A 23,129-nucleotide genomic window follows, 5' to 3' on the forward strand; every position below is an offset into this window, starting at 1 on the left:
AATCCTCCATGGCCGGGTAGAGGATCTCCTCGACCGCCGGGTTGAGCCGGTGGATCTCGTCGATGAACAGGACGTCGCGCTCCTCCAGGTTGGTGAGCTGCGCGGCCAGGTCGCCGGCCTTCGATCACCGGCCCGGAGGTCGAGCGGAAGTTCACGCCCAGCTCGCGCGCCACGATCTGGGCCAGCGTCGTCTTGCCCAGCCCCGGCGGACCGACGAACAGCACGTGGTCGAGCGCCTGACCGGTCTTCTTCGCAGCCTCGATGAACACCTGCATGTTCGCACGCGCCGCACGCTGACCGATGAGCTCCGACAGGCTCAGAGGGCGGATCGTCCGATCCGCCTCCGCGGCGGTCGCCTCCGCGCCCGGGACCGGTCCCGGGCGGGCCGTCTTGATCGGCGCCGCCATTCAGGCCGCCCTGGCGCGACCCGACGCCTTCTCGAAGGGCTGCACGAAGGGCTGCACCAGGACCCGCCGGCCCGAGAGGTCGTGCACGCTCACCCGCCACTCGGCCCAGTCGGTGCGGTTGGCCAGCGACTGCCGCACGTCGGAGGCGACCTTCCGGGCCCGATCGACGAGGCGTGCCGTCGCGCGGACCTCGGTGCCGCGGGCGTCGAACACGCATTCGAGGCCGTTGGTGCAGTGGAACCGGTACTTGGCCATCCCTCGCTCCTCCTCGGCCGCCCCGCGCGGCGCTCACCGTGTGTTCACTATATGTTCTCAAATCGGCGGGATCCAGCCCCGGCGAAGCGTCGCAGGTGTCCCCGGCGCGGCCCGCGCGCCGGCGGTTCGGCTGCGGCCGATGGGGTCGGCCCGGAACACCGCGCGTCCCGCGGGCTTACCGGGCGAGACGCTTCACCGCCGGACCGGGATCCCACCATGCGCGCCACGCTCCTCGCCCTCCTGCTGGCCGCCGGCCTGGGCACGCCCGGCCGCGCCGCCGAGGCGCCGGCCGGATCCGACGCCCTGAAGCCGATGGTGGAATCCAACGACCTCGTCTTCAACGGCATCACCCGGTCCTCGGACGGCCGGCTGTTCTCGCCGTTCCAGCGGCAGAGCAAGGATTCGGGGATCGAACTCGGCGAGTGGCGGGACGGCAAGGCGGTGCCGTTCCCCGACGCGGCCTGGAACGCCTGGAAGACGGGCGACGACCCGGCCAAGGCCTTCGTGGCGGTCAACGCCATCCGGATCGGCCCGGACGGGGACCTCTGGGTGGTCGACAAGGGCGCGCCCGGCATGGGCGCGGCGCCGCTGCCGGGCGGCCCGAAGCTCGTGCAGATCGACCTCGCCACGAACACCGTTCGTAAGGTCTACCCGCTCCAGGCGGCGACCACCGAGAAGAGCTTCATCGACGATTTCCGCTTCAACGGCGGCCACATCTACCTGACGGATGCCGGCCAGCCCGGTCTGATCGTCCTCGACCGCGAGACCGGCGGCCTGCGGCGGGTGCTCGACGGCCACTGGTCGACCATCGCGCAGCGCCCGCTGACCGGTCAGGGCCGGGTGCTCCGGGACGACAAGGACAAGCTGCTGTTCATCCACGCGGACCAACTGGAAGTCTCGCCGGACGGGAAGACCTTCTACTACCAGGCGTGCACCGGGCCGCTCTACAGCATCGAGACCCGGTACCTCGACGACGCCGCCGTGAGCGACGCCGAGCGCGCCGAGCACGTGAAGCTCCACGCCGCCACGGTGGCGACCGGCGGCACCGCCATCGACGCGGCGGGCACCATCTACGCGAGCGACACGGACGGCCTGCGGATCCTCAAGATCGCGCCGGACGGGACGATGAGCACGCTGGTGCAGGACCCCCGGCTCGTCTGGGTCGACGCGATGTGGATCGACGAGCAGGGCGGCCTGTGGATCCCGGCGGCGCAGATGAACCGCACGCCGGCGATGAGCGGCGGCGTGGCCTCGGCGGTCAAGTTCCCGACGACGATCTACCGGATGCAGATCGACGCCAAGCCGCTGCGCAACTGAGGCCGGTTCAGCCTGTCTCAGGCGCGGCGTTGCGTTCGGCGCGCGGCGGCTGACGGCGAACCGGGATCCGGGGTTACAAGTTGGATCGAGGCGGGTGCCGGGTCCGTGACCCGGCACCGTGACCCGGCACGACGATAGGATGGACCGACCATGCGCAGGATGCAGTCGTCGCGGCGGGCCGCCGCCTTCCTGGCTGCCGGCCTGATCGTCGCCTTCGCCCCGCCGGCGCGGGCCGACGCCGCCCTGGTCCTGCGGGAGACCCGGCTGCACACGCCGCCGGACTCGCACGAGCCGCAGCGGGCGCTGGTCAACCTGCGCAACACCGGCCCGGACCTCGCGACGAACGTGACCGTCCTGTGCACCTTCACCGGAGCCGGCGGGGCGGTGCTCGACACGCAGCGGGCCTCGGTGCCGGAGGTCGTGGGCCTCGCCGACGTGCAGGCCGAGACGATCTACTACGGCTGGCCCCGCGCGAGCAGCGCCACCTGCCGCCTCGCCGAGCCGTAGCCGGCGGCCCCATCACCGGGACGCACGCCCGCCGGTCTCGGGGCCGCCGGGGCCTCCGAGGCAGCCTCAGCGGTTTCCGCGCGTTGTGGTCGGTTGCCGTGGCGTCCGAGGTCCGTTTCCGGCAGAAGGCGTCCACGACCCGCCACTCTGTCGCAGCGCCAGCCCCGTGCCCGTATCACCCGCCCTCCCAGCCCCGGCGATCCGCCCCGACCGCCCCGCGCGGCCGGCGGGGGACGCGGTCGCGACGCACGGACGCTGAGCGTGGACGAGACGGGGACCGAGGCGCTCCTGCGGCGCGCCCGCGCGCTGGAAGAGGAAGCCGCCGGACTCCGGGCGCGGGCGGCCGCCGCGCGGGAGGACGCCCGGCCGCTCCCGCAGCCCCCCGCGGACTCGGACGGGACCGGCCGGGCCCTCCGGGAGGCCGAGGCGCGCCTGCTGCGGGCGCAGGAGGCGGGCGGGATCGGCCTGTTCACCGTCGGGGTCGACGACGGGCTCCTGCACCCGACCCCGCAATTCTGCCGGCTCTACGGCCTGCCGGAGCGCGACACCTACCCGGCCGAGCTGGTCGAGGCGCTGATCCTGCCGGAGGACCAGGCGCTCATCTCGACGGCGGCGAGCCGGCGCCGCGGCGACGCCCCGCGGGACGTCGCCTACCGGATCCGGCGGCCGGATACCGGGGAGATCCGCTGGATCGCCCGGCAGGGGGAGATCGAGCGCGACGCCGCGGGACGGCCGGTGCGGTTCTCCGGAGTGGCGCGCGACATCACCGAGCAGCGGGAGGCCCGCGACGCCCTGCGCGCCGGCGAGGAGCGCTACCGAACCTTGTTCGAGGCCATCGACGACGGCTTCTGCATCATCGAGTTCTTCGACGGCCCGCACGGCCCGCTGAGCGACTACGTCCACGTCGAGGCCAATCCCGGCTACGAGCGCCACACCGGCATCGCCGGCATCGTCGGGCGGACGCTGCGCGACCTCGTGTCGGCCGAGGACGCGGAGGCCTGGCTCGAACTCTACGGCGGCGTGCTGCGCTCCGGACTCCCGATCCGGTTCGAGCGCTTCTTCGCCCAGGCCGACCGCTTCATCGACGTCTCGGCCGCCCGGATCGGGCCGGCGAGCCGGCGCCAGGTCTCGGTGCTGTTCCGGGACATCACGGCGCGCCGGCAGGCGGAGGACGCCCTGCGCGCCAGCGAGGCGCTCGCCCGGACCAACATCGAGCGCGTGCAGCTCGCCCTCGCGGCGGGCGCCATCATCGGCACGTGGCACTGGGACCTGCCGAGCGACCGGTTCACGGTCGACGAGGGCTTCGCCCGCAGCTTCGGCCTCGACCCGGCGCTCGGCCGGGACGGCATCCCGCTCGCCCGGATCGTCGCGACCGTGCACCCGGACGACCAGGCCGGGCTGGCGGCCGCCATCAACGCGGCCGTCGCCCGGGGCGGCGCCTACGCGCACCAGTACCGGGTGCGCCGCGCCGACGGGCGCTATTACTGGCTGGAGGCCAACGGCCGCGTCGACCACGCGCCCGACGGCACGCCCCTGAGCTTCCCCGGGGTCCTGATCGACGTGGACGAGCGCCGCGCCGTCGAGGCCGAGCGGGACCGCGTCGCCGCGGCGCTGCGCAGCCTCAACGAGACCCTGGAGCAGCGGGTCGCCGAGCGGACGGCCGAGCTGATGCGCGCCGAGGAGGCCCTGCGCCAGTCGCAGAAGATGGAGGCGGTCGGCCAGCTCACCGGCGGGCTCGCCCACGACTTCAACAACATGCTGGCCGGCATCGTCGGCTCGCTGGAGCTGATGCAGACCCGGATGCTGCAGGGGCGGGTCGGCGACCTCGACCGCTACATCGGCGCGGCGCAGGGCGCGGCCAAGCGCGCCGCCGCCCTGACCCACCGCCTGCTGGCCTTCTCGCGCCGCCAGACCCTCGACCCGAAGCCGACGGACGCGAACCGCCTGGTCGAGGGCATGATGGAGCTCGTCCGCCGCACGGTCGGCCCGTCGGTGGCGATCGAGTCGGTCGGGGCCGGCGGCCTGTGGCCGACGCTGGTCGACCCGAGCCAGCTCGAGAACGCGCTGCTCAACCTGTGCATCAACGCCCGGGACGCGATGCCGGCGGGCGGGCGCATCGTCATCGAGACCGCCAACCGCTGGCTCGACCACCGGGCCGCCCAGGAACGCGAGCTGGAGCCGGGGCAGTACGTGACGCTCTGCGTCTCGGACAACGGCACCGGCATGACCCCCGACGTGGTCGCCAAGGCCTTCGACCCGTTCTTCACCACCAAGCCGATCGGCGAGGGCACCGGCCTCGGCCTGTCGATGATCTACGGCTTCGCCAAGCAGTCGGGCGGGCAGGTCCGGATCTACTCGGAGGTCGGCCAGGGCACGATGGTCTGCCTCTACCTGCCCCGCCATCTCGGCGAGGCGGAGGCCGAGGTGAGCCTGCCGGACCTCGCCCACGCGCCCCGCGCCGAGCAGGGCGAGACGGTCCTGGTGGTGGACGACGAGCCGACCGTGCGGATGCTGGTGACCGAGGTGCTGGAGGATCTCGGCTACGCGGCGATCGAGGCGGCGGACGGCGCCTCGGGGCTGAAGGTGCTCCAGTCGGACGTGCGCATCGACATGCTCATCACCGATGTCGGGCTGCCCGGCGGCATGAACGGCCGCCAGATGGCCGATGCCGGCCGCCAGCACCGCCCGGACCTGAAGGTCCTGTTCATCACCGGCTACGCCGAGAACGCCGCCCTCAACCACGGCCATCTCGGGCCCGGGATGCAGGTGATGACGAAGCCCTTCGCCCTGGAGGCGCTCGCCACCCGCATCCGCGGCATCATCGGCGGCGAGGGCTGAGGTCCGGCGGCCCGGGCCGGCGGTGCCCCCGGGCACACGGCGTCGCAGGCCCGCGCGGAACGGGTTCGCCGGCCCGCGCGTCATTGCCATACCGCGCCGGCGCGCCCATGAGGGCGTCGTCGCGGGCGTCCTCGCGGGCGTCCTCGGCACGGTGCCCGTCGGTCGGGCGGACCCGGGAGCGGACCAGCAGGACCGCGCCAACGGAGGCGACAGGGAACCTACCGTGGACACGCAGACCATCCCGGCCGAACTCACGACCTTCTTCGCGAAATCCCACATCGCCCTGGCCCTGGCGGCGGCGGGCGACGACAACGTCCTGCTCCTGGTGAACGAGCGGTTCCACGAGCTCACCGGCTACACGGGCGCGGAGGTCGTCGGGCGCAATTGCCGCCTCCTCCAGCGCGACGCCGACAACCGGGAGGCGCGGGCCAAGATCCACGCCTTCCTGGAGAACGACCGGCAGGACACGGTGCGCACGCCGATCCTGAATTTCCGCAAGGACGGGAAGCCCTTCGTCAACCTGCTGTACATGTCCAAACTGAGGGCGCTCTCGGGCGAGGTGCGCTTTCTTTTCGCATCCCAATTCGATGTCAGCCGCTCGCAACCCGAGTTGCTTTCCGCCTACGATACGGAACTCGGCCGGACCTTGACCCGGCTGACCCCGACGCTTGCGGAGAGCGGGCTCGTCATCGAGGGCTCGCTGATGACGATCGCCAACACGGTCGCCACGGTCGCGCAGGCCAAGCTCACGCTCGCGGATCTCGATGCACCAGGATTTCCTTAACGCCCCCGGAGGCGAGGCCTCGGAGGTCCTGGACGGCGCCGGGACGGTGAGCGCCCCGCCCTTCGCCGGGCCCGTCGTGGGAATCGGTGCCTCGGCGGGGGGGCTCGAGGCCCTGCGAGAGATGCTGGCGCGCGCCCGGCCGCCGACCGGCATGGCCTTCGTCATCGTCCAGCACCTCGACCCCAACCACGAGAGCATGCTGGCGCAGCTCCTCGACCGGCAGACCGAGCTGGAGGTGCTGCAGTGCGAGGGCGGGGAGCGGATCGCGGGCGACAAGGTCTACATCATCCCGCCCGGGCGGGGCCTCGTCATCCAGAACGGCGTCCTCGAACTGACCCATTTCGTCCAGCCGCGGGGCCTGCGCCGGCCCATCGACGACTTCTTCCTGTCGCTCGCGGTCGACCAGCAGGCCAACGCCGCCTGCGTGATCCTGTCGGGCACGGGGGCCGACGGCACGACCGGCCTGCGGGCGATCAAGGAGCACGGCGGCGTCTGCGTGGTGCAGCAGCCCGACACCGCCCGCTACGACGGCATGCCGCTCTCGGCGGTCGGGACCAGCCTCGTCGACTTCGTGCGGCCGCCGGGCGAGATCGTGGACTGCCTCACGAGCTTCTTCCGCCGCCGCGGCACCGACGGCGTCGACGACGAGGCCCGCCTCGTCGCCGACCACATCGACGACCTCTGCCGGGTCATCCGCGCGGCGGTGGGCCACGACTTCTCCGGCTACAAGCGGACCACCCTGGTCCGGCGGGTCGAGCGGCGCATGCACGTGCTCGGGCTCGAGTCCGGCCGGGCCTATCTGGGCCGCGTCCGGGCCGACAAGACCGAGTGCGAGGCGCTGTTCCGCGACCTCCTCATCAACGTCACCCGGTTCTTCCGCGACGCCGAGATGTTCGAGCTCCTCCGGGAGCGGGTGGTGGAACCCCTGCTGCGCACCCGCGATCCCGAGGAGGACATCCGGGTCTGGATCCCGGGCTGCTCCAGCGGCGAGGAGGCCTACAGCATCGCCATGCTGTTCGCCGACGCCGCGCGCCGCCTCGGCGTGCCGCTGGCGGTCCAGATCTTCGCCACCGACATCGACGAGCGCATGCTCCAGATCGCCCGGGAGGCGACTTACCCGGCCGCCGCGCTCGCCGACATCCCGGCCCATCTGCGGGAGCGCTACGTCGTCCTCCACGCCGAGCGCTTCACCGTCGCGGCCGAGATCCGCGACCTGATCCGCTTCTCCAGCCACAGCCTGGTCAAGGACCCGCCCTTCTCGCGGGTCGACCTCCTGTCCTGCCGCAACCTGCTGATCTACTTCGACGAGCGCCTCCAGCAATCGGTGGTGCCGCTGTTCCACTACGCGGTCCGGCCGGGGGGCTACCTGTTCCTCGGCCCCTCGGAGAGCGTCAGCCGGTTCGAGCACCTCTTCCCCGTCATCGACCAGCACGCCCGCCTGTTCGAGCGGCCGCCGGGCGCGCCGCAATACCCGATCGACCTGCCCGGGAGCGCGCGCCGGGGCGAGGTCCGGCGCGGCGGCCGCGAGGAGCGCCGCGGCGAGCCCTCGATCGCCGACGAGACCGTGGCGGTGCGCCGCGTCATGGAGCGCTACGCCCCGCCCAGCATGGTGCTCAACGAGGATGGCGGCATCATCGCCGCCTACGGGCGCCTGAGCCGCTACTTCGACTTCCCGGTGACCCGGACCGGCGGCACCAGCGCGATCACCCTCGCGCGCCCGGGCCTGCGCGACGTCATCGGCCCGCTGCTCCGCCAGACCCGGGACGCGCGCAAGCGCGTGGTCGTCCGCGACGTGGAGATCCGCTCGGAATACGGCGTCCAGCCGGTCGAGCTGATCTGCGATCCCCTGCCCGACGGCTCGATGCTCCTGGTCGTGCGCGACACCGGCGCCTTCCGGGCGGCGGACGACCTCGACCTGATCGAGATGGATGCCGGCGGCGACCACGTCGAGGCGCTGGAAGAGGAGCTGCTGCGCACCCGCTACAAGCTGCGCTCGGCGGTCGAGGAGCTGGAGACGACGAACGAGGAGCTGAAGAGCTCCAACGAAGAAATGATGTCGATGAACGAGGAACTCCAGTCGACGAACGAGGAGCTGTCCACGGTCAACGACGAGCTGAAGATCAAGGTCGAGCAGCTGACCATCGCCAATGCCGACCTGCGCAACTTCTTCGAATCCACCGACCTCGCCGTCGTGGTGCTCGACCGCGAGCTGAAGGTGCGCAGCTTCACCACGGCGGCCACCACGATCTTCCCGCTGCAGCCGGGCGATCGCGGCCGCCCCCTCGCCGACGTGTCGAGCCGGCTCGCCGGGCACGAGTACCTGCACGACGCCCGGGAGGTCTGCGCCGGCGGCTCGGTGATCCAGCGGCGCGTCGCCACCCGGGACGGGGAGCGCACGCTCTCGCTGCGGGTGCTGCCCTACCGCCTGCAGAACGGCAGCGTCGACGGCGCCACCCTGGTGCTCACCGACATCACCGAGGCGCTGTCGCTGGAGCGCCAGCTCGCCGCGGAGCGCGAGCGGCTGGAACTGGCCGTGAAGGCCGGGGGCATCGGCGTCTGGGAATACAGCCCGGATGCCGGGACCGTCGTGGTCGACAGCACCGCCGGCACGATGTTCGGCCTCGCTCCCGACGCCCCGCACCCCACCGCGGCCCTGGCGGCCAGCGTGCTGCCCGAGGACCGTCCCGGCTTCGAGGCGGCGCTGTCCGAGGCGGCGCACGGCCTGGACGAGTTCGAGGCGCGCATCCGCGTGCGCGCCGCCGACCACGCGCCGCGGCACATCCGCAGCTACGGGCGCCTGACCCGGAGCGGCGACCGGAAGCGGATCGTCGGCGTCTGCATCGACGTGTCGCCCGAATACGCGCTCGCCGAGACCCGCGACCTGATGCTACGGGAGATGAACCACCGGGTGAAGAACCTGTTCGCGATCATCGGCGGCATGATCTCGGCGGGCGCCCGCACGCACCGGGAGATCGGCGTCTTCGCCACCGACATGCGCGACCGCATCTCGGCGCTCGGGCGGGCGCATTCCCTGGCCGACCCGTCCGACGGCCAGGGCATGAGCGACCTCGCCGGCCTGATCGGCGCGACCCTGCGCCCGTACCGCGACCACGTCCCCACGGTGATCGAGGGTCCCCTCGTGGCGATCAACTGGCGGCACGTGTCGTCGCTGGCGATGATCCTGCACGAGTGGGCGACGAACTCGGTGAAGTACGGCGCGCTCGGGTCCGACGACGGCGCGCTGTCCGTCACCTGGGACCGGCAGGCGGACGGGCTCGTCCTGGACTGGTGCGAGCGCGTGGCCCGCGTCGCCGAGCCGCGGCCGGGCCGGGGCTTCGGCACCCTGCTGGTGGAGATGTCCCTGCGCCAGCTCGAGGCGCGCGTCACGCGCAGCCACGACGCCTCCGCCTACCGGATCACCCTGCACCTGCCGGAACTGGTGCTCACGCGGGGGTGAGGCGGGGGCCGCTCCCGCCGCGACCGGCCGCGCGCTCGCGGCGGGCCGTCGGATCCGCCCGTCCGTGTCGGCAGCGGCTTCAGGACCGGCCGCGGGTCCCCTCTCCCGCGCGGGAGAGGGACAGGGTGAGGGATGCGGCCTCACCGAGAAAGTCTCGACCTCGGCTGAACGGCGACGGGGCGCTCGATCCTGCTACTTCTCGTCCCTCACCCCGGCCCTCTCCCACCCGGGAGAGGGGGTCCGTCGCGCCTCGTCTCCAGCGCCCGTGCCCGCGCGAGACGCGCGATCTCGTCTCCTCGTCCGGCACGACCCGCCGCACGCGCGACGGCCCGCCGCGGCGATGCCGGGCGGGCCGTCCTGCCTGACGGAGCGCCGGGATCCCGGCGCCCCTCCGATCAGTCGATGACCTCGACGATGCGGTGGCCGCGATCGACCAGGACGGGCTGGTCGTTCACGATGGTGTAGCGGTAGCCCGGCCGCACCCGGTACTCGCTGGGCACGTCGTAGTAGGTGACGCTGTCCTCCGGCAGCACGGTGCCGACCCGGACCGGGCCGCCCCAGCTGTAGGAGCGCGCGCCGCGCTCGCGGACGTAGCTGCGGAACCGCGGGCGGTCGTCGACGCCCAGGATGCCGCCCACCGTGCCGGTCGCCGCGCCGACCGCGCCGCCGACGATGCCGCCGACCGGTCCGGCCGCGGCCGATCCGGCCTCGGCGCCCTCGGCCGCGCCCCGCAGGGTGCCCTGCGCCTGGGCGGCCACCGGGAGGGCGAGGAGGCCGGCGGTCGCCAGCGACAGAAGAAGCTTGCTCGTCATGCTGAGATCTCCAGGGTCGTCAGGTCGCGTCTGGCCGCCGGGGATCAGTTGCAGCCTTCCTTGTGGACGGTCTTGGAGTTGCCCATGCCGTCCTCCTTGTGGACGGTCTTGGAGCCGCAATCGACGCTGCCGGTGGTGACCTCCCGGCGCTCGACCGTGGTGTCGCGGTGGTCGACGACGGCGGGCCCGTCGCGGCGGATGACCGTGGTGTCCTCGGCGCTCGCCGCGCCGCACAGGGCCGCGAGCAGGGCACCCGAGAGAATGATGGTCCGCATTGGTGAGCCTCCTGACTTCAATCGAACCCAGCAACGGCGACCACGGAGAAAGGGTTCCACAGGCATCGACCGGTAAATCACGCGGATCCGCACGATTAGATGCGGTATTGGTTGCGTACAATCGACCGCCCCGGTCCCGCTCAGCTGCGCGGGACCGGGCGGCGCGTCAGCCGGCCAGGGGCGGCACCCGGGACCACCAGTCGTGCGCCCGCTCGTACTGGTGGGCGACGCGCAGGATCTCGGCCTCGGCGAAGGGCCGGGCGGCGATCTGGAGGCTGATCGGCAGGCCGCGCCGGTCGAAGCCGCAGGGCAGCGCGATGGCGGGCAGGCCCGCGAGGTTGAACGGGTAGGTCAGGCGCCAGGAGGCCGCCAGCACGCTCTCCGCGCGCCCGCCGAACGACACCGCGGACTCGTCCGTCCGCCACGCGGTCAGCGGCGAGGCCGGGCCGACGATCACGTCGGCCTCGGCCAGGACGCCGGCCATCTCGGCCATGATCAGGGCCCGCGCCTGCTCGGCGCGCAGGTAGTCCGGCCCGGTCACGAGCCGGCCCATCTCCACGAGGTCGCGGACATCGGCCGCGAAGCCCGCCACGTGCCCCTGGGCGAGGCTGCGGCCGTGATAGGCGGTCGAGGAGGCGAGCTCGATGGCGTAGATCGCGCCGAGCCCGTGGCGCAGGGACGGCACCGCGACGTCGCGCACCGCGCAGCCCCGGTCTTCGAGGAACCGGAGCGCCGCCTCGATCGCGGCGGCGACGTCGTCGCCGATTGCGTCGAAGAAGTGGTTGCGGATCACCGCGACCCGCAGGCCCCGGATCGGCCGGTCCAGCCCGGCCGTGTAGTCGGGGACCGGCGCCGCGCTGGCGGCGGGATCGCCGGCATCCGGGCCGGCGAGCGCCTGCAGCATCAGGGCGGAATCGGCCACCGTCAGGGTCAGCGGCCCGGCATGGTCGAGGGACCAGGAATGCGGCACGATCCCCGACCGGCCGACCCGGCCGTAGGTCGGCTTGAGCCCGACGATTCCGCACAGGGCGGCCGGGATCCGGATCGAGCCGCCCGTGTCCGAGCCGAGGGCGGCCGGGCAGAGGCGGGCCGCGACCGCGGCGCCGGAGCCGCCGCTGGAGCCGCCGGGCACCCGGTCGGGGTCCCAGGGATTGCGGGTCGGCGGCGTGACCATGCCCCAGGCGAATTCGTGCATGCGCGTCTTGCCGAGGATCACCGCGCCGGCCGCCCGCAGTCGCGCCACGGCGTGGCTGTCGGCCGCCGGGAAGGTCAGGGCCTCCACCGCCGTGCCGGCCCGCGTCGGCATGTCGGCGGTGCTGTAGTTGTCCTTGATGGCGAGCGGGATGCCGTGCAGCGGGCCGCGCGGACCCGTCCGGGCGATCTCGGCATCGGCCGCGCGCGCGGCGTCGAGGGCCGCGGGCGAGAGGTGGACGAAGCTGTTCAGGGCGCCGTCGAGCCGCGCGATCCGGTCGAGGCTGGCGCCGACGAGCTCGGCGCTCGACACTTCCCGCGCCGCGATCATCCGCGCGAGCTCGGTGATCGGCGCTTGCCAGATTGCGTCAGTCGCGGCGGTCGTCATGGGGCACCCGGCGATACGGCAAGGTCGGATCGAAGACGACCGGCGGATGGATGTCCGCGAGGTCGAGGTCGCGCAGCCGCGCGATCTCGGCGAGCACCGGCGCGAACTGGGCCAGCAGGTGCGCGACCCGCCCGGGCTCCTGGCGCAGGCCGACGACGTCGCGCAGGAGGTCGGGGGCCGCATCCTCGGTAGCGCCCGGCCGCTGGGCAGGGGGCTTGAGCAGCATGTCCACGACGTCGTCCGGCAGGGCGCCGGCGGGGCCGTTCTTCCGGGGCATGCCGGCCACGAACGGCACGAGCTGACGGCGGGCCACCGCCAGGACGCGGCGCAGCTCGGCGACGGGCTCCGCGTGCTCGTCGACCCGCAGGTCGAGGCGCGGGTAATCCTCGCCGGCGACGATCTTGAGCGCCGCCGACTGCTTGCCGCGCCGGTCGCCGCCGGCCGCGTCGCCGGCCTCAAGGGCGCGCATCAGCCGCTCGTCGAGATCCCGGGCGGCGCTGTCCTCGAAGGCCTGCGCCATGGCGTCGATCACGCCCGGCCCGGCGAGCATGTTGCCCTGGACGGCGTAGCCGGCCCCGGTGCGATGGCCGGCCGCCGGCGTGCAGCCGGCGCCGGTCCAGGCCGCGCCGGTCCCGCGCGCGTCGACGAGGCCGAGCTGGCGCAGGTCCGGCCGGTCGTCGGTGGCGAGCGCCGCCGCCAGCGCCGCGTCGGGATGCTGCCCGTCGGCGAGCCCGTCGAGGATGCGGGCGGCGAGGTAGGGGTTCACCCAGGACTGGGTGGTGACGGCCCCGATCCCGGCCCTGAGGAACGGGCAGAGCCCGCCCACCGCCGGGACGGCGCTCGCCACCGCGACGCCGAGCTGCCCGGTCTGGGGACAGCGGGCGGCGATCGAGAAGGTGTTGAGTTCTCTCATGCGCCTACGGCTTCCTCCTCCCTGCTCCCGATCCACCACCGTCTCTGCGAGCGCAGCGAAGCAATCCAGCAGCGCCCCGTCCGGAGCGTGGCGCGACCCTGGGTCGCTTCGCTGCGCTCGCGATGACGGTGGCGGATCCGGGTCGACCTCACACCGCCAGATGGTCGATGACGCGCGCCCGCGCGTCCGGCGCCTGCGCCGGGCCGCTGTCGACGATCTCGCCGAGCTTCAGGACGGCGTAGCGGTCGGCGAGCGCCAGCGCGAAGGCGACGTGCTGCTCCACCACCAGCATGGACACGCCCGAAGCCCGCTCGGCCTGGAGCACGCCGCGCAGGCGCTCGACCATCGAGGGCTGCACGCCCTCGGAGATCTCGTCGATCAGCAGGAGGCGCGGGCGCAGCATCAGGGCGCGCCCGAGGATCAGCATCTTCTGCTCGCCCCCCGAGAGGGTGCCGGCCCGCTGGGCGAGGCGGTCCTTCAGGAACGGGAAGTGGCCGAACAGCCGCTCCAGCGCCTCCGGCAGCATCCGGTCGGACGGCACCGCGAGGCGCAGGTTGTCGCGGATCGACAGGTCCTGGAACAGGGGCTGCTCCTGCGGCGCGTAGCCGACGCCGAGCGCGTTGAGCTTGGCCGGCGTGAGGCCGGCGAGCGCCTGGCCCCCGACCGTGACGGCGCCGCCGCGCAGGGCCACCATCCCCAGGACGGTCTTGAGCAGGGTGGTCTTGCCCATGCCGTTCTTGCCGAGCAGCGCCACGATCTCCCCCGGCCCGACCGAGAGGGACACGTCCCTCACGATGGAGACGGCGCCGTAGCCGCTCGACACCGCCTCGAGGGCGAGGGCGGCCCCCGCCGGCGCAATCTGCCGTGCTGCCTCAACCATGGCCGCCTCCCGCGTAGATGGTCCGGACCAGTTCCGAGCCGACGACGTCCTCGACCGTGCCGTCCAGGACCAGCCGGCCCTGGTGCAGCACCACGATCCGGGACGAGATCTCGCGCACGAAGTCGAGGTCGTGCTCGACCAGCACGGCGGCGATCCGTCCCTCGGCGGTGAGCGCCTTGAGGACGGTCCCGATGGTGGTGCGCTCGGCCTTGGTCAGGCCGGCGGTGGGCTCGTCGAGCAGGATCAGCCGCGGCTCCAGAGCGACCACCATGGCGAGTTCCAGCGCCTGCTTCTGCCCGTGCGACAGGAGGCGCGTCGGCCGGGTCAGCAGCCGGTCGAGGCCGGTCATGCGCAGCACGTCGAGGGCCGGCTGCGGCAGGCCCAGCGTCTCCGCCTGTCCGACCGGGCTCAGGCCGTCGTGGGACGCCCGGGCGAGCCGCAGGCAATCGGCCACCGACAGGCTCTCGAACACGCTCGCCACCTGGAACTTGCGCCCGACGCCGAGGCCGACGATCCGGTTCGGCGTCAGCCCGGTGATGGGCGTGCCGCCGATGGCGATGGCGCCCCTGAACGGCTCGGTGCCGTCGCTGAGGCAGCGCATCAGCGTGGTCTTGCCGGCGCCGTTGGGCCCGACGAGGCTGACGAGCTCGCCCGCCCGGATCTCCAGGTCGATGCCCTCCAGCACCGTCAGGGCACCGTAAGCCTTGGCGAGGTTCTCGACCTTGAGGATCGGCGCGTCCGATGGGGCCGCCCCGGTCCCGGCCGGGCGCGCGACGAGGCGCGGCGGCGCGGGCTCCCGCCGGCCCACCGGCAGCGCCCGCCAGAGGCGGCCGACGAGGTCGGCGAGGCCGCCCGGCAGCAGGATGATGATGGCCACGAAGGCCGTCCCTAGGAGGAGCTGCCAGAGGAACGGCAGGTCGCCGGACAGGTTCGCCGCGAGGTAGTCGATCGCGACGGTGCCCAGCACCGGGCCGAGCAGCGTGCCGCGGCCGCCGAGCGCCACCCAGATCACCAGCTCGGTGCCGAACAGGAAGCCGGCATTCTCGGGCGCGACCACGCCCGAGGCGTTGGCGAACAGGAAGCCCGCGAGCCCCGCGATCCCGGCGAGCGCCGCGGTCAGCCGGATCTGCAGCCGCCGCGGGTTGAGGCCGAGATAGGCGCAGCGCGCCTCGTTGTCCCGGAGCGCCACGAGGGCGCGGCCCGCATCGGCCCGGACCAGGATCCAGGCCGCCAGCGTGACGACGATCAGGAACAGGGCCGCGAGGCGGAAATAGCCCTCGATCTCGAAGGGCAGCACGTCGAAGCCGACGAGGCCGCTGCTGGAGCCGGTCCATTCCCCGCCCGAGTAGATGAGCTGCACCACGACGATCGGGACGACGAGCGAGATCACCGAGGCGTAGAGCGGGGTCGAGCGGTGGTAGAAGGACAGCCACCCCACCGCGAGGCCGAGCAGGGCCGGCGCGACCAGCGCGGCCGCGATGGCCGCGGCGATCCCGAGCGGCGTCGCCCCGCAGGCGGTGAGGATCATCGCGGTGGCGTAGGCGCCGATGCCGAAGAACGCCGCCTGCCCGAAGGTCAAAATCCCGGCGAAGCCCCAGAGCAGGTCGACCGTGACCGCCAGCACCGCGTAGATCATCGACCGGGTCAGGACGTTGACCGCGAAGGTGTCGAGGAACAGCGGCGCGATCCAGAGGGCCAGCGCCGCGAGGGCCGCGACCACGAAGGGCGCGGCGCGGGACAGGCGGCGTCCGCGGGGCGCCGCGGCGGCGCGCTCGGCGACGGGAAGGGTCTCAAGCACGGGAGAAACCTTTCGGGCTGATCCGCAGCACGAGGGCGGCGAGCACGGCGACGGCGATGCTGCCCAGGATCGGACTCACGAAGGTGCTGATCAGAACCTGCGCGGCCCCGAAGACGAGGCAGGCCGCCGCGAGCGCCAGGTACGAGGCGTCGGCGACCATCACCAGCATGAAGGCGCCGATCAGCCAGGAGACGCCCATGTTCGGGTCGACGCTGGTGAGCGGCGTCAGCAGGACGCCCGCGAGCCCCGCGAAGCCGGCGCCGAGCATGAACACGACGAGGCGCACGCGCCCCGTGTCGATGCCGAGGCTGCGCGCCAGGGTCTCGTTCATGATCACCGCCCGGGCCGAGAGGCCGAGCCGGGTGCGCTCGATGGTGAGCGCGAACAGCGTGCCGATCGCGAGCGCGATGCCGAGGGCGACGAGGCGGTAGGCGGAGTAGTCGACGCCGAGGATCTCGACGGTGCCGGCGTAGAGGTTCGGGGTGAGCTGGACGTCCCGGCCGAAGGCCAGGGTGATGAGCTGCCCGACCACGATGCCGAGCCCCCAGGTCGCGAGGATCGCGTCGAGGGGCCGCCGGTAGAGCGGGCGGATGATGAAGTGCTCGGCCAGCCCGCCGAGCGCCGCGCCGACCGCGAAGGCCAGCGGCAGCGCCGCCCATGGATTGAGCCCGAGCTTGGCGGTCACCACCGCGCAGTAGGCGCCGACCGTCAGCCACGCCCCGTGGGCGAAGTTGATGATCTTGAGCACGCCGAAGATCGCCAGGAGGCCGATCGAGACGATGAACAGGATCGCCGCCGTGGTCAGGATGTCGAGGGTGAGCAGCATCGGGGTTTCCGGGTGCGCGGGAACGGCAGAGGACGCGGCGGGTGACGACGCGCCCCCTGCCCCGCGGAGGCTACGGTGATCACGGATCTCCGGCGGACACCGGCGGTGGTGGCAGGGTGCGACCTGCCCCCTCTCCCGTGCGGGAGAGGGCTGGGGTGAGGGTCGAGAAGGTTCAGGACCGAGCACACCGTCGACGCGGCGACAGGGCGCGCGTCGTCCTGAAAGACCCGATCCCTCACCCTGTCCCTCTCCCGCACGGGAGAGGGGACCCGCGCTTCATCTCGCAGCCGCGTAGCGGGGACAGAAGCGTGGATCCGGCAGCCTCGGCGGGCGAAGGAGATCATCGGATCCCCCAGCCCCTCCCCTCACTGCAGCTTCGGGCACTGCTCGCCGGGATCGACGTCCCTGAAGGTGCCGGCGACCTTCACGGTACCGTCCTTCTGGATCTGGCCGAGATACATGGTCAGCGGCGCGTGGTGCTGCTTGCTCATGGTGATCGTGCCGCGCGGCCCGGTGAAGCTCACGGTCGGCAGCGCCTCCAGCACCTTGGCGGTCTCGGTCCCGCCCGCCTTCTCGACGGCGGCCTTGTACAGGTAGATCGCCTCGTATTCCGGCACCGAGAGGTCGTTCGGGGTGCGCAGCTCCGCGCCGAACTTCTTCTGCATCGCCGCCAGGAAGGCCTTGTTCTCCGGGCTGTCGATCCCGGTGACGTAGGAGGCCGAGAGGTAGACGCCCTCGGCATCCGCACCCATGCTCTTGGCGGTGCCCTCGTCCAGCGCGAGGTTGGCGAAGGGCAGCGACACGCCCGCGCCGCGCAGCTGCTTGGTCAGCGTCACGTTCGGCGCACCGCCCGCGGTCGAGGTGATCAGCGCGTCGGGCTTGGCCTCCTTCAGCTTGGAGATGATCGCGGTCCAGTCGCTGCCGTCCATCGGCAGGTACTCCTCGCCGACCACCTTGCCGCCGGTCTTCTCGACGTAGCTCTTGGCGAAGCCCAGCATGCCGCGGCCGAAGGCGTAGTCGCTGCCGATCAGGAAGTAGGTCTTGGCGCCCTTCGCCTTGAAGGCGTCCACCACCGGCGGCACCTGCTGCTCCGGCACCCAGGCGTCCACGAACATGTTCTTGTTGCAGGAATGGCCCTCGTAGAACGAGGTGTAGATGTACGGCACCTTCCCCTTGGTCACGGCGGGCAGGCCGGCGTTGCGGGCCGCGCTCGTCTCCATGGAGATCAGGACGTCGACCTTCTTCTGGTAGATCAGGCTGTCGAAGGCCTTCTGGGCTCCGGCCGCCCCCGAGGCGTCGTCGGCCACCTCCAGGACGAGCTTGCGGCCGAGCACGCCGCCCTTGGCGTTGATCTCCTCCACGGCGAGCTCGGCCGACTGCACCACCGAGGGGGCGACGACGCTGTTGGCGCCCGACAGGCCGATCGGGATGCCGATGACGATCGGCTTGCCGTCGGCGGCCCGCGCGGCCGTGGCGGCGAGGGCGAGCGCCGCGGCGCCGACGAGGGACCATTTCACCATGAACGAACTCCTTGGGACGGACGGGGGTGGGTAAGGATCTCGGCTCAACCGTAGATGTCGGTGCGGCGGTCGCGCAGGAGCGAGTTGAAGCGGTTCAGGTCCTTGCGGCCTGCCGCGTCGAGGTCGACCAGCGCCGAGAGGGTCTCGGTCCGGTCCCGGCTCGCCGGGCCGGCGAGCGGCCAGCCCTTGGGGCCGATGATCAGGCTCTGCCCCTCGAAGGGCTGGCCGCGCTCGATTCCGACCCGGTCGGCGCAGGCGATGAAGATGCCGTTCGTGTGGGCGGCGGCCCGGTGCAGGGTGTTGGCCATGGCGGCCTCGCCCTCGGGCTGGTCGGGCATCGGCACCCAGTTGGTCGGGATGCAGACGATCTCGGCGCCGGCGAGCGCCAGCCGCCGGAAGGTCTCGGGAAACCAGCCGTCGTAGCAGATGGCGACGCCGACCTTGCCGAGCGCGGTGTCGAAGACCGGGAAGCCGAGGTCGCCCCTGGCGAAGAACACGTTCTCCTGATCCCAGAGATGCGCCTTGCGGTAGGTGCCGATATAGCCCCCCGGCCCGACGATCACGGCGGCGTTGTACAGGGTCTCGCCCGCGGATTCGGCGATCCCCGCCACGATGTGGACGCCGAGTTCCGCGGCGAGGGCCGCCCAGGCCCGGGTCGTCGGGCCGTCCGGCACCGGCTCGGCCAGGGCCGCGGCCTCCGCGGCGGATTCGAACACGTAGCCGGTGCTGGCGAGTTCCGGCAGCACGATCAGCCGGCTGCCCTCGGCGGCGGCCGCGCGGACGAGGTCCGACGCGCGCGCCATATTCGCGTCGACCGCGCCGAATTCCGGCTCGAACTGGATGCACGACACCCGTATCGGCGGGCGCACAGGACCGTTCGCCTGGATCATGAAAGCTCCGAAACGCAAAAAGCCCCTGGGCGCGGATACAAACATCCGCGAACCAGAGGCTTCAAAGCCGTGATGTCATGCAGCACTGCTGCTGCGGGGCAACCTTGCCCGGTTAGACTACGATACGCACCCCGAAACAGACCGCAAGACCATAAATGCAGCAAGCTGCTGCGATCAGGTCTTTTCCGCCAACGCGATGCGCAGGCCGAGGCCGCTCATCGCCTCGTGCGCCGTGACCACGCTCTCGGCCACGCTCGCCATCGGCACGCGGGCGGCGGTGGCCCGGTCCCGGAGCATCTTGTAGGCGGCGTCCTCGTCGATCCGGTTCAGGTCGACGAGCAGCCGGACCGCCTTCTCGACGGTGCGGCGGCCCTTCATGGTCTCCTCCAGCCGGTTGATCTTGCTGGTGAGCCGCCCCTCGTAGCCGCGCCGGTAGCGGGCCAGGGCGAACTGGGTCAGCACGCCCCGCGGGTGGAGCGGCTTGTTGAGCACGCCGTGGGCGTTGACGTCGGCGATCGCCTTCAGCGAGGTCGGGCTCTCGTAGGCCACGATGGCGATGACCGCCGGCTCGATCGCCTCGATCGACGGCAGCAGGTGCATCACCTGGGCGTCGTCGAGCTGGATGAACAGCGTGTCGATGTCGGCCGGCAGGGCGGCGGGCGGCGGCCACGCCAGGGAAACCGCGCAGCCGAGGCGGCGGAGCTGCTCCAGCAGCGCGTCGGCCTCCTCGTCCCGGGGATGGATGACGAGGGCGCGGGCGCGCCGCAGGTCGTCCAGGATCTTGCGGGCAGGGGCGGTCACGCGGCGAGCCCCTCCTCCAGCCAGTTCGTCTCGAACCGGGACCACGCGAGGTACGGGTCGGGCCGCACCGGCCGCCGCGCCCGCCAGACCACGTCGAACTGCCCGTCCGCGCGGGCGACGCCGATGCCGGGGGTGAGCCAGATGTGGCGCGTCTCGCCGTCGAAGGCCAGCTCGCCCTCCGGCGCCGCGAGGCGCTGCCGCAGGGCCGCCGCGCCCAGGCGCTCGGCGTCGAGGGTGCCGGCCTCCGCGAGCGCCCGGGCGAAGAGGTGGACCTGCGCGTAGGCGGTCTCCGACCACATGCTGGTGGGGCGCTCGGTCCCGAACCGGGCCTGGAAGGCGGCGACGAAGCGCCGGTTCTCCTCGCCGGGCAGCGCGCCGAAATACGGCGCCGCCAGGACGTGGCCGGTGCAGTGCGCGGGGCCGATCGCGCGGATCTGGCCCTCCGCCAGGGTCAGGCTCGCGATCGGGCAGCGGGCGCGGTCGATGCCGGATTCGGCGTAGCCGCGGTAGAGCCGCTCGGCGCCGCGCCCCACCACCGTGGAGAACACCGCGTCCGGGGCGGCGTCGCGGATCGCCGCGATCATGGCGGCGTGGGCCGCGTCGTCCGCGTCGAGGGCCGCGTACAGCTCGCCCACGATGGTCCCGCCCTTCGCCTCGATCAGGTCGCGCATGACCCGGTTCGACTCCCGCGGGTAGATGTAGTCGGACCCGATCAGGAAGATCCGGCTGCCGTGCTCCTGCAGCAGGTAGTCGGCCAGGGCGAAGACGTTCTGGTTGAGGGTCGCCCCGGTGTAGATGATGTTCTCCGAGTACTCGAAGCCCTCGTAGATCGACGGGTACCAGAGCAGGCCGTTGTGCCGCTCCACGGTGGAGAGCACCGATTTCCGGCTCGCCGAGAGCGAGCAGCCGAACACCACCTCGACCCCGTCCTCGGCGAGCATCCGCCGGGCCAGGGTGCGGTAGGCGTCGGTGTCGCCCGCGGGGTCGTAGCAGACGGGCTCGATCGGCCGCCCGAGCACGCCGCCGGCCCGGTTGATCTCCTCGATCGCCAGGGCGGTGCCGAGGAAATGCTCGGTCTCGGTGATGCCGCTCACCCCGCTCCGGGAGAACAGGACGCCGACCCGCCACGTCGCTTCATCCCTGGCCGCCATGGTCCCCCCGGGCTCGCCGCAGGCGCCCGGAGGGCTGCGCGCCCCGCTGTCCTAGCCGAGGGAGCCCCCGCTGCGAAGGCTCCCCCGACCGGCGCGCGGCGGGCGCCCTCACCCGGCGGCCTTCCGCGCCGGGCGGCTCACGAACCGGGAGCCGGCGAGCAGGAAGCGCCACGGCGTCTCGGCGCCGCGGGTGATGCCGATGCGCCGGTCGCTGACCACGTCGACGGTCTCGGAATCACCCGCGGCGCGGGGCTCGAACCGGAACGGCGCCCGCGCGAGGGGCGCCCCGTCCAGCGCGTCGGTGACGCCGAGGGCCTGGCAGAGGCGGCCGGGGCCGGCGCAGAGGAGGCGCGGATCCTCCAGGCCGCGGCGCGCCCGCATCGCGGGAAGCCCCTCGGTCGGCGCGAGGGCCCGGAGCAGCACGGCGCTGCCGGGCTCGCAGACGAGGTTCAGGCACCAGTGCATCCCGTAGGAGCGGTACACGTAGGCGTGGGCCGGCGGTCCGAACATGCTGGCGTTGCGCCGGGTCGGGCCGCGGAAGCTGTGGGAGGCCGGATCGGTGCTGTCGTAGGCCTCCGTCTCGACGATGATCCCGCCGGCCGCGCCGACGAAGAGGCGCGCGCCGATCAGGTCGAAGGCCACCGCGGCGGCGCTGCGGGCGAAGAAGATGTCCAGCATCGGGGCTCCAGGTTCGAGGGCACCGTGCCGGCCGCTAAATGTCCCATTGGGACAAGTCAGCAGTAGAAATTCGCCGCTCCGCGACTTGATAGGATTCGCGGGACCGGATCCAGATAGGGATGTCGTCCCGAGCCGGATCGTTGTGAGATGTCGCTGGAACGGCGATCTTCGATTCGCCGAGATGACCGAATAATTCATCAACCGCATGACCAATCAAATATCATATTCTTAAAATCGAGCTGCGCATTGCCTCCACCAAAATTGAAGCCACCGAAATATTCTTCGAATTCTATATAGTAAATACTTGCTTGAGTTACCCACTGGGACGGCCGCATCGTGCCGCCGATATGGTTCGGCTTATGATCACGTGTCCATTCGGGATCATGGAATACGGTCTTGCCGTCCTCCTCAGTGATCGTACACTCTGGATGCACGTAATCGGTCGGGTCGTGTAGAAATTTATCGTAAGGAATGCGGCCGGCATTCGGATCACAGGCCCGCGGCGTCCAATGGATCGCGCGATTTTCAATCGGATCGTTCGCGGGTTTCTCGCCAAAAGTGTCCCGCACCCACCTGTAGGAGGAACCGAACTGCCAATAACTCGCAGCCCCCCCGATCGTCAGCCAAGCTGGCGGCTCCAGAGCATCGCGGTAGCGATTGGCGATCAGAATTGGCGGCGCGCAGAAGGGGCCATCGAATTCGGCACGGGTCAGCATGATGACCGCATAGGCAATTCCGAGACCGTCTTCCATGCGCGACAGCCGCGGGTGTGCCCTCTGCTCAGCCTCCCAGAAGAGCTTGAGCTCGGGGTTGTCGGGCGCTTCCGCGCCACCCATCGCCGGGCGGATCCCGGGGGCCTTCACCGTGGGGCCGCCATCGTTGTGATCAATCGACGACGCGAAGAAGGAAAAAGCCACGACATCTGGCCCGTGGCAGCGATATTCCTCCGGCAGCAGCAACGTAAAACCGTGTTGAAGCGGATAGCCATTAGCAGGATCCAGAGGCCACTGCGCTGAAGAAATGCCCGGTGGCAGGCCATAGCACCAGCCATGACAACTAGGATCCGTTCTGACAGCCCGCTTCTGACTAATCGTAAGATCGTATGATTTCATCTAATTCTCAGATCAAATGCAAGCACGCCGATTCTGCTGCGTGTCAGGAGAATTTGACGAGTGAACGTTGTCAATTGATACGTCCGATTGCTCAAATCGATCGATCCTCCTCCCTGGGTAGTGCAACCCAGGGAGGAGCCCTCCGGCTGACCCGTGAGAGGCGCGCCCGATCGCTTTGCCATGGACCACGGCTTCAAGCTCTTGTTTTGAGGCGCTCTGCTGCGTCGAACCGGTATCCACTTCGGCGGAGCGGGCTCTGAACGGATGCCCGTTATGCGCGCCGGTGACGCGTCTGGAGCCCAGCAGTCTCGAGCCGGTTAATGTCGCCT

General features: G+C 71.7%; 19 protein-coding genes and 1 pseudogene. 5 read left to right on the plus strand and 15 right to left on the minus strand.

Features of this window, described 5'->3' with window-relative positions:
• Positions 1 to 407, minus strand: a pseudogene (locus ME121_RS34390) (AAA family ATPase); the annotation flags it as partial.
• Positions 408 to 662, minus strand: coding sequence for a DUF6894 family protein (locus ME121_RS27480; protein WP_012321355.1), 255 nt, complete (start codon positions 660 to 662; stop codon positions 408 to 410). It abuts the pseudogene before it with no gap.
• A gap of 216 nt (positions 663 to 878) precedes the next feature.
• On the opposite strand from ME121_RS27480, the gene ME121_RS27485 reads away from it, so the two are divergent.
• The 5 genes from ME121_RS27485 (at position 879) to ME121_RS27505 (ending at position 9,565) form a co-directional block, all read left to right on the plus strand.
• Positions 879 to 1,979, plus strand: coding sequence for an SMP-30/gluconolactonase/LRE family protein (locus ME121_RS27485; RefSeq protein WP_059409960.1), 1,101 nt, complete (start codon positions 879 to 881; stop codon positions 1,977 to 1,979).
• A gap of 150 nt (positions 1,980 to 2,129) precedes the next feature.
• Positions 2,130 to 2,486 (plus strand): hypothetical protein, encoded by a 357-nt coding sequence (locus tag ME121_RS27490; protein WP_012321353.1) that lies wholly within the window; start codon positions 2,130 to 2,132, stop codon positions 2,484 to 2,486.
• Between the two features lie 261 nt (positions 2,487 to 2,747).
• Complete coding sequence (locus ME121_RS27495; protein ID WP_059409961.1) at positions 2,748 to 5,324, plus strand: PAS domain-containing protein; 2,577 nt, start codon at positions 2,748 to 2,750, stop codon at positions 5,322 to 5,324.
• Positions 5,325 to 5,547: 223 nt separating this feature from the next.
• Complete coding sequence (locus ME121_RS27500; protein WP_024828800.1) at positions 5,548 to 6,108, plus strand: PAS domain-containing protein; 561 nt, start codon at positions 5,548 to 5,550, stop codon at positions 6,106 to 6,108.
• On the plus strand, positions 6,089 to 9,565 hold the full coding sequence (locus ME121_RS27505) for a CheR family methyltransferase (protein WP_059409962.1): 3,477 nt from the start codon (positions 6,089 to 6,091) through the stop codon (positions 9,563 to 9,565). Before ME121_RS27500 ends, ME121_RS27505 begins: the two co-directional genes overlap by 20 nt.
• A gap of 395 nt (positions 9,566 to 9,960) precedes the next feature.
• On the opposite strand, the gene ME121_RS27510 is transcribed toward ME121_RS27505, so the two are convergent.
• From ME121_RS27510 to ME121_RS34395, 13 genes are all read right to left on the minus strand, one after another.
• Positions 9,961 to 10,377 carry a DUF1236 domain-containing protein gene (locus tag ME121_RS27510; protein WP_012321349.1) on the minus strand — a complete coding sequence of 139 codons (417 nt, stop codon included), beginning with the start codon at positions 10,375 to 10,377 and terminating at the stop codon, positions 9,961 to 9,963.
• Between the two features lie 44 nt (positions 10,378 to 10,421).
• On the minus strand, positions 10,422 to 10,652 hold the full coding sequence (locus ME121_RS27515) for a hypothetical protein (RefSeq protein ID WP_012321348.1): 231 nt from the start codon (positions 10,650 to 10,652) through the stop codon (positions 10,422 to 10,424).
• Between the two features lie 166 nt (positions 10,653 to 10,818).
• Positions 10,819 to 12,231 (minus strand): amidase, encoded by a 1,413-nt coding sequence (locus ME121_RS27520; protein ID WP_059409963.1) that lies wholly within the window; start codon positions 12,229 to 12,231, stop codon positions 10,819 to 10,821.
• On the minus strand, positions 12,212 to 13,144 hold the full coding sequence (locus ME121_RS27525; RefSeq protein ID WP_059409964.1) for a DUF1028 domain-containing protein: 933 nt from the start codon (positions 13,142 to 13,144) through the stop codon (positions 12,212 to 12,214). The genes ME121_RS27520 and ME121_RS27525 overlap by 20 nt, the downstream gene beginning before the upstream one ends.
• Positions 13,145 to 13,292: 148 nt before the next feature.
• Positions 13,293 to 14,024, minus strand: coding sequence for an ABC transporter ATP-binding protein (locus ME121_RS27530; protein WP_012321345.1), 732 nt, complete (start codon positions 14,022 to 14,024; stop codon positions 13,293 to 13,295).
• Positions 14,017 to 15,822, minus strand: coding sequence for a branched-chain amino acid ABC transporter ATP-binding protein/permease (locus ME121_RS27535; RefSeq protein WP_059409965.1), 1,806 nt, complete (start codon positions 15,820 to 15,822; stop codon positions 14,017 to 14,019). Before ME121_RS27535 ends, ME121_RS27530 begins: the two co-directional genes overlap by 8 nt.
• Positions 15,815 to 16,648, minus strand: a complete 834-nt coding sequence (locus ME121_RS27540) for a branched-chain amino acid ABC transporter permease (RefSeq protein ID WP_012321343.1) — start codon at positions 16,646 to 16,648, stop codon at positions 15,815 to 15,817. Before ME121_RS27540 ends, ME121_RS27535 begins: the two co-directional genes overlap by 8 nt.
• Before the next feature lie 365 nt (positions 16,649 to 17,013).
• Positions 17,014 to 18,168 carry a substrate-binding protein gene (locus ME121_RS27545; RefSeq protein ID WP_012321342.1) on the minus strand — a complete coding sequence of 385 codons (1,155 nt, stop codon included), beginning with the start codon at positions 18,166 to 18,168 and terminating at the stop codon, positions 17,014 to 17,016.
• Positions 18,169 to 18,212: 44 nt separating this feature from the next.
• A complete protein-coding gene (locus ME121_RS27550; RefSeq protein ID WP_059409966.1) occupies positions 18,213 to 19,058 on the minus strand; it encodes a nitrilase family protein in 846 nt (281 codons plus the stop codon).
• A 174-nt stretch (positions 19,059 to 19,232) separates the two neighbouring features.
• Positions 19,233 to 19,859: an ANTAR domain-containing response regulator gene (locus ME121_RS27555; RefSeq protein WP_012321340.1), complete on the minus strand. Its 627-nt coding sequence runs from the start codon at positions 19,857 to 19,859 to the stop codon at positions 19,233 to 19,235.
• Entirely contained in the window at positions 19,856 to 21,010 is a 1,155-nt protein-coding gene (locus ME121_RS27560; protein WP_058608106.1) for a transporter substrate-binding domain-containing protein, read from the minus strand. The genes ME121_RS27555 and ME121_RS27560 overlap by 4 nt, the downstream gene beginning before the upstream one ends.
• 108 nt (positions 21,011 to 21,118) lie before the next feature.
• The gene (locus tag ME121_RS27565) at positions 21,119 to 21,688 is read right to left on the minus strand and encodes a DNA-3-methyladenine glycosylase (RefSeq protein WP_059409967.1); all 570 of its coding nucleotides are present in this window, start codon (positions 21,686 to 21,688) and stop codon (positions 21,119 to 21,121) included.
• Positions 21,689 to 21,885: 197 nt separating this feature from the next.
• Positions 21,886 to 22,800 (minus strand): hypothetical protein, encoded by a 915-nt coding sequence (locus ME121_RS34395; protein ID WP_089231588.1) that lies wholly within the window; start codon positions 22,798 to 22,800, stop codon positions 21,886 to 21,888.
• Positions 22,801 to 23,129 lie beyond the last annotated feature (329 nt).

Source organism: Methylobacterium sp. ME121, assembly GCF_000974725.1.
Lineage (GTDB): Bacteria > Pseudomonadota > Alphaproteobacteria > Rhizobiales > Beijerinckiaceae > Methylobacterium > Methylobacterium radiotolerans.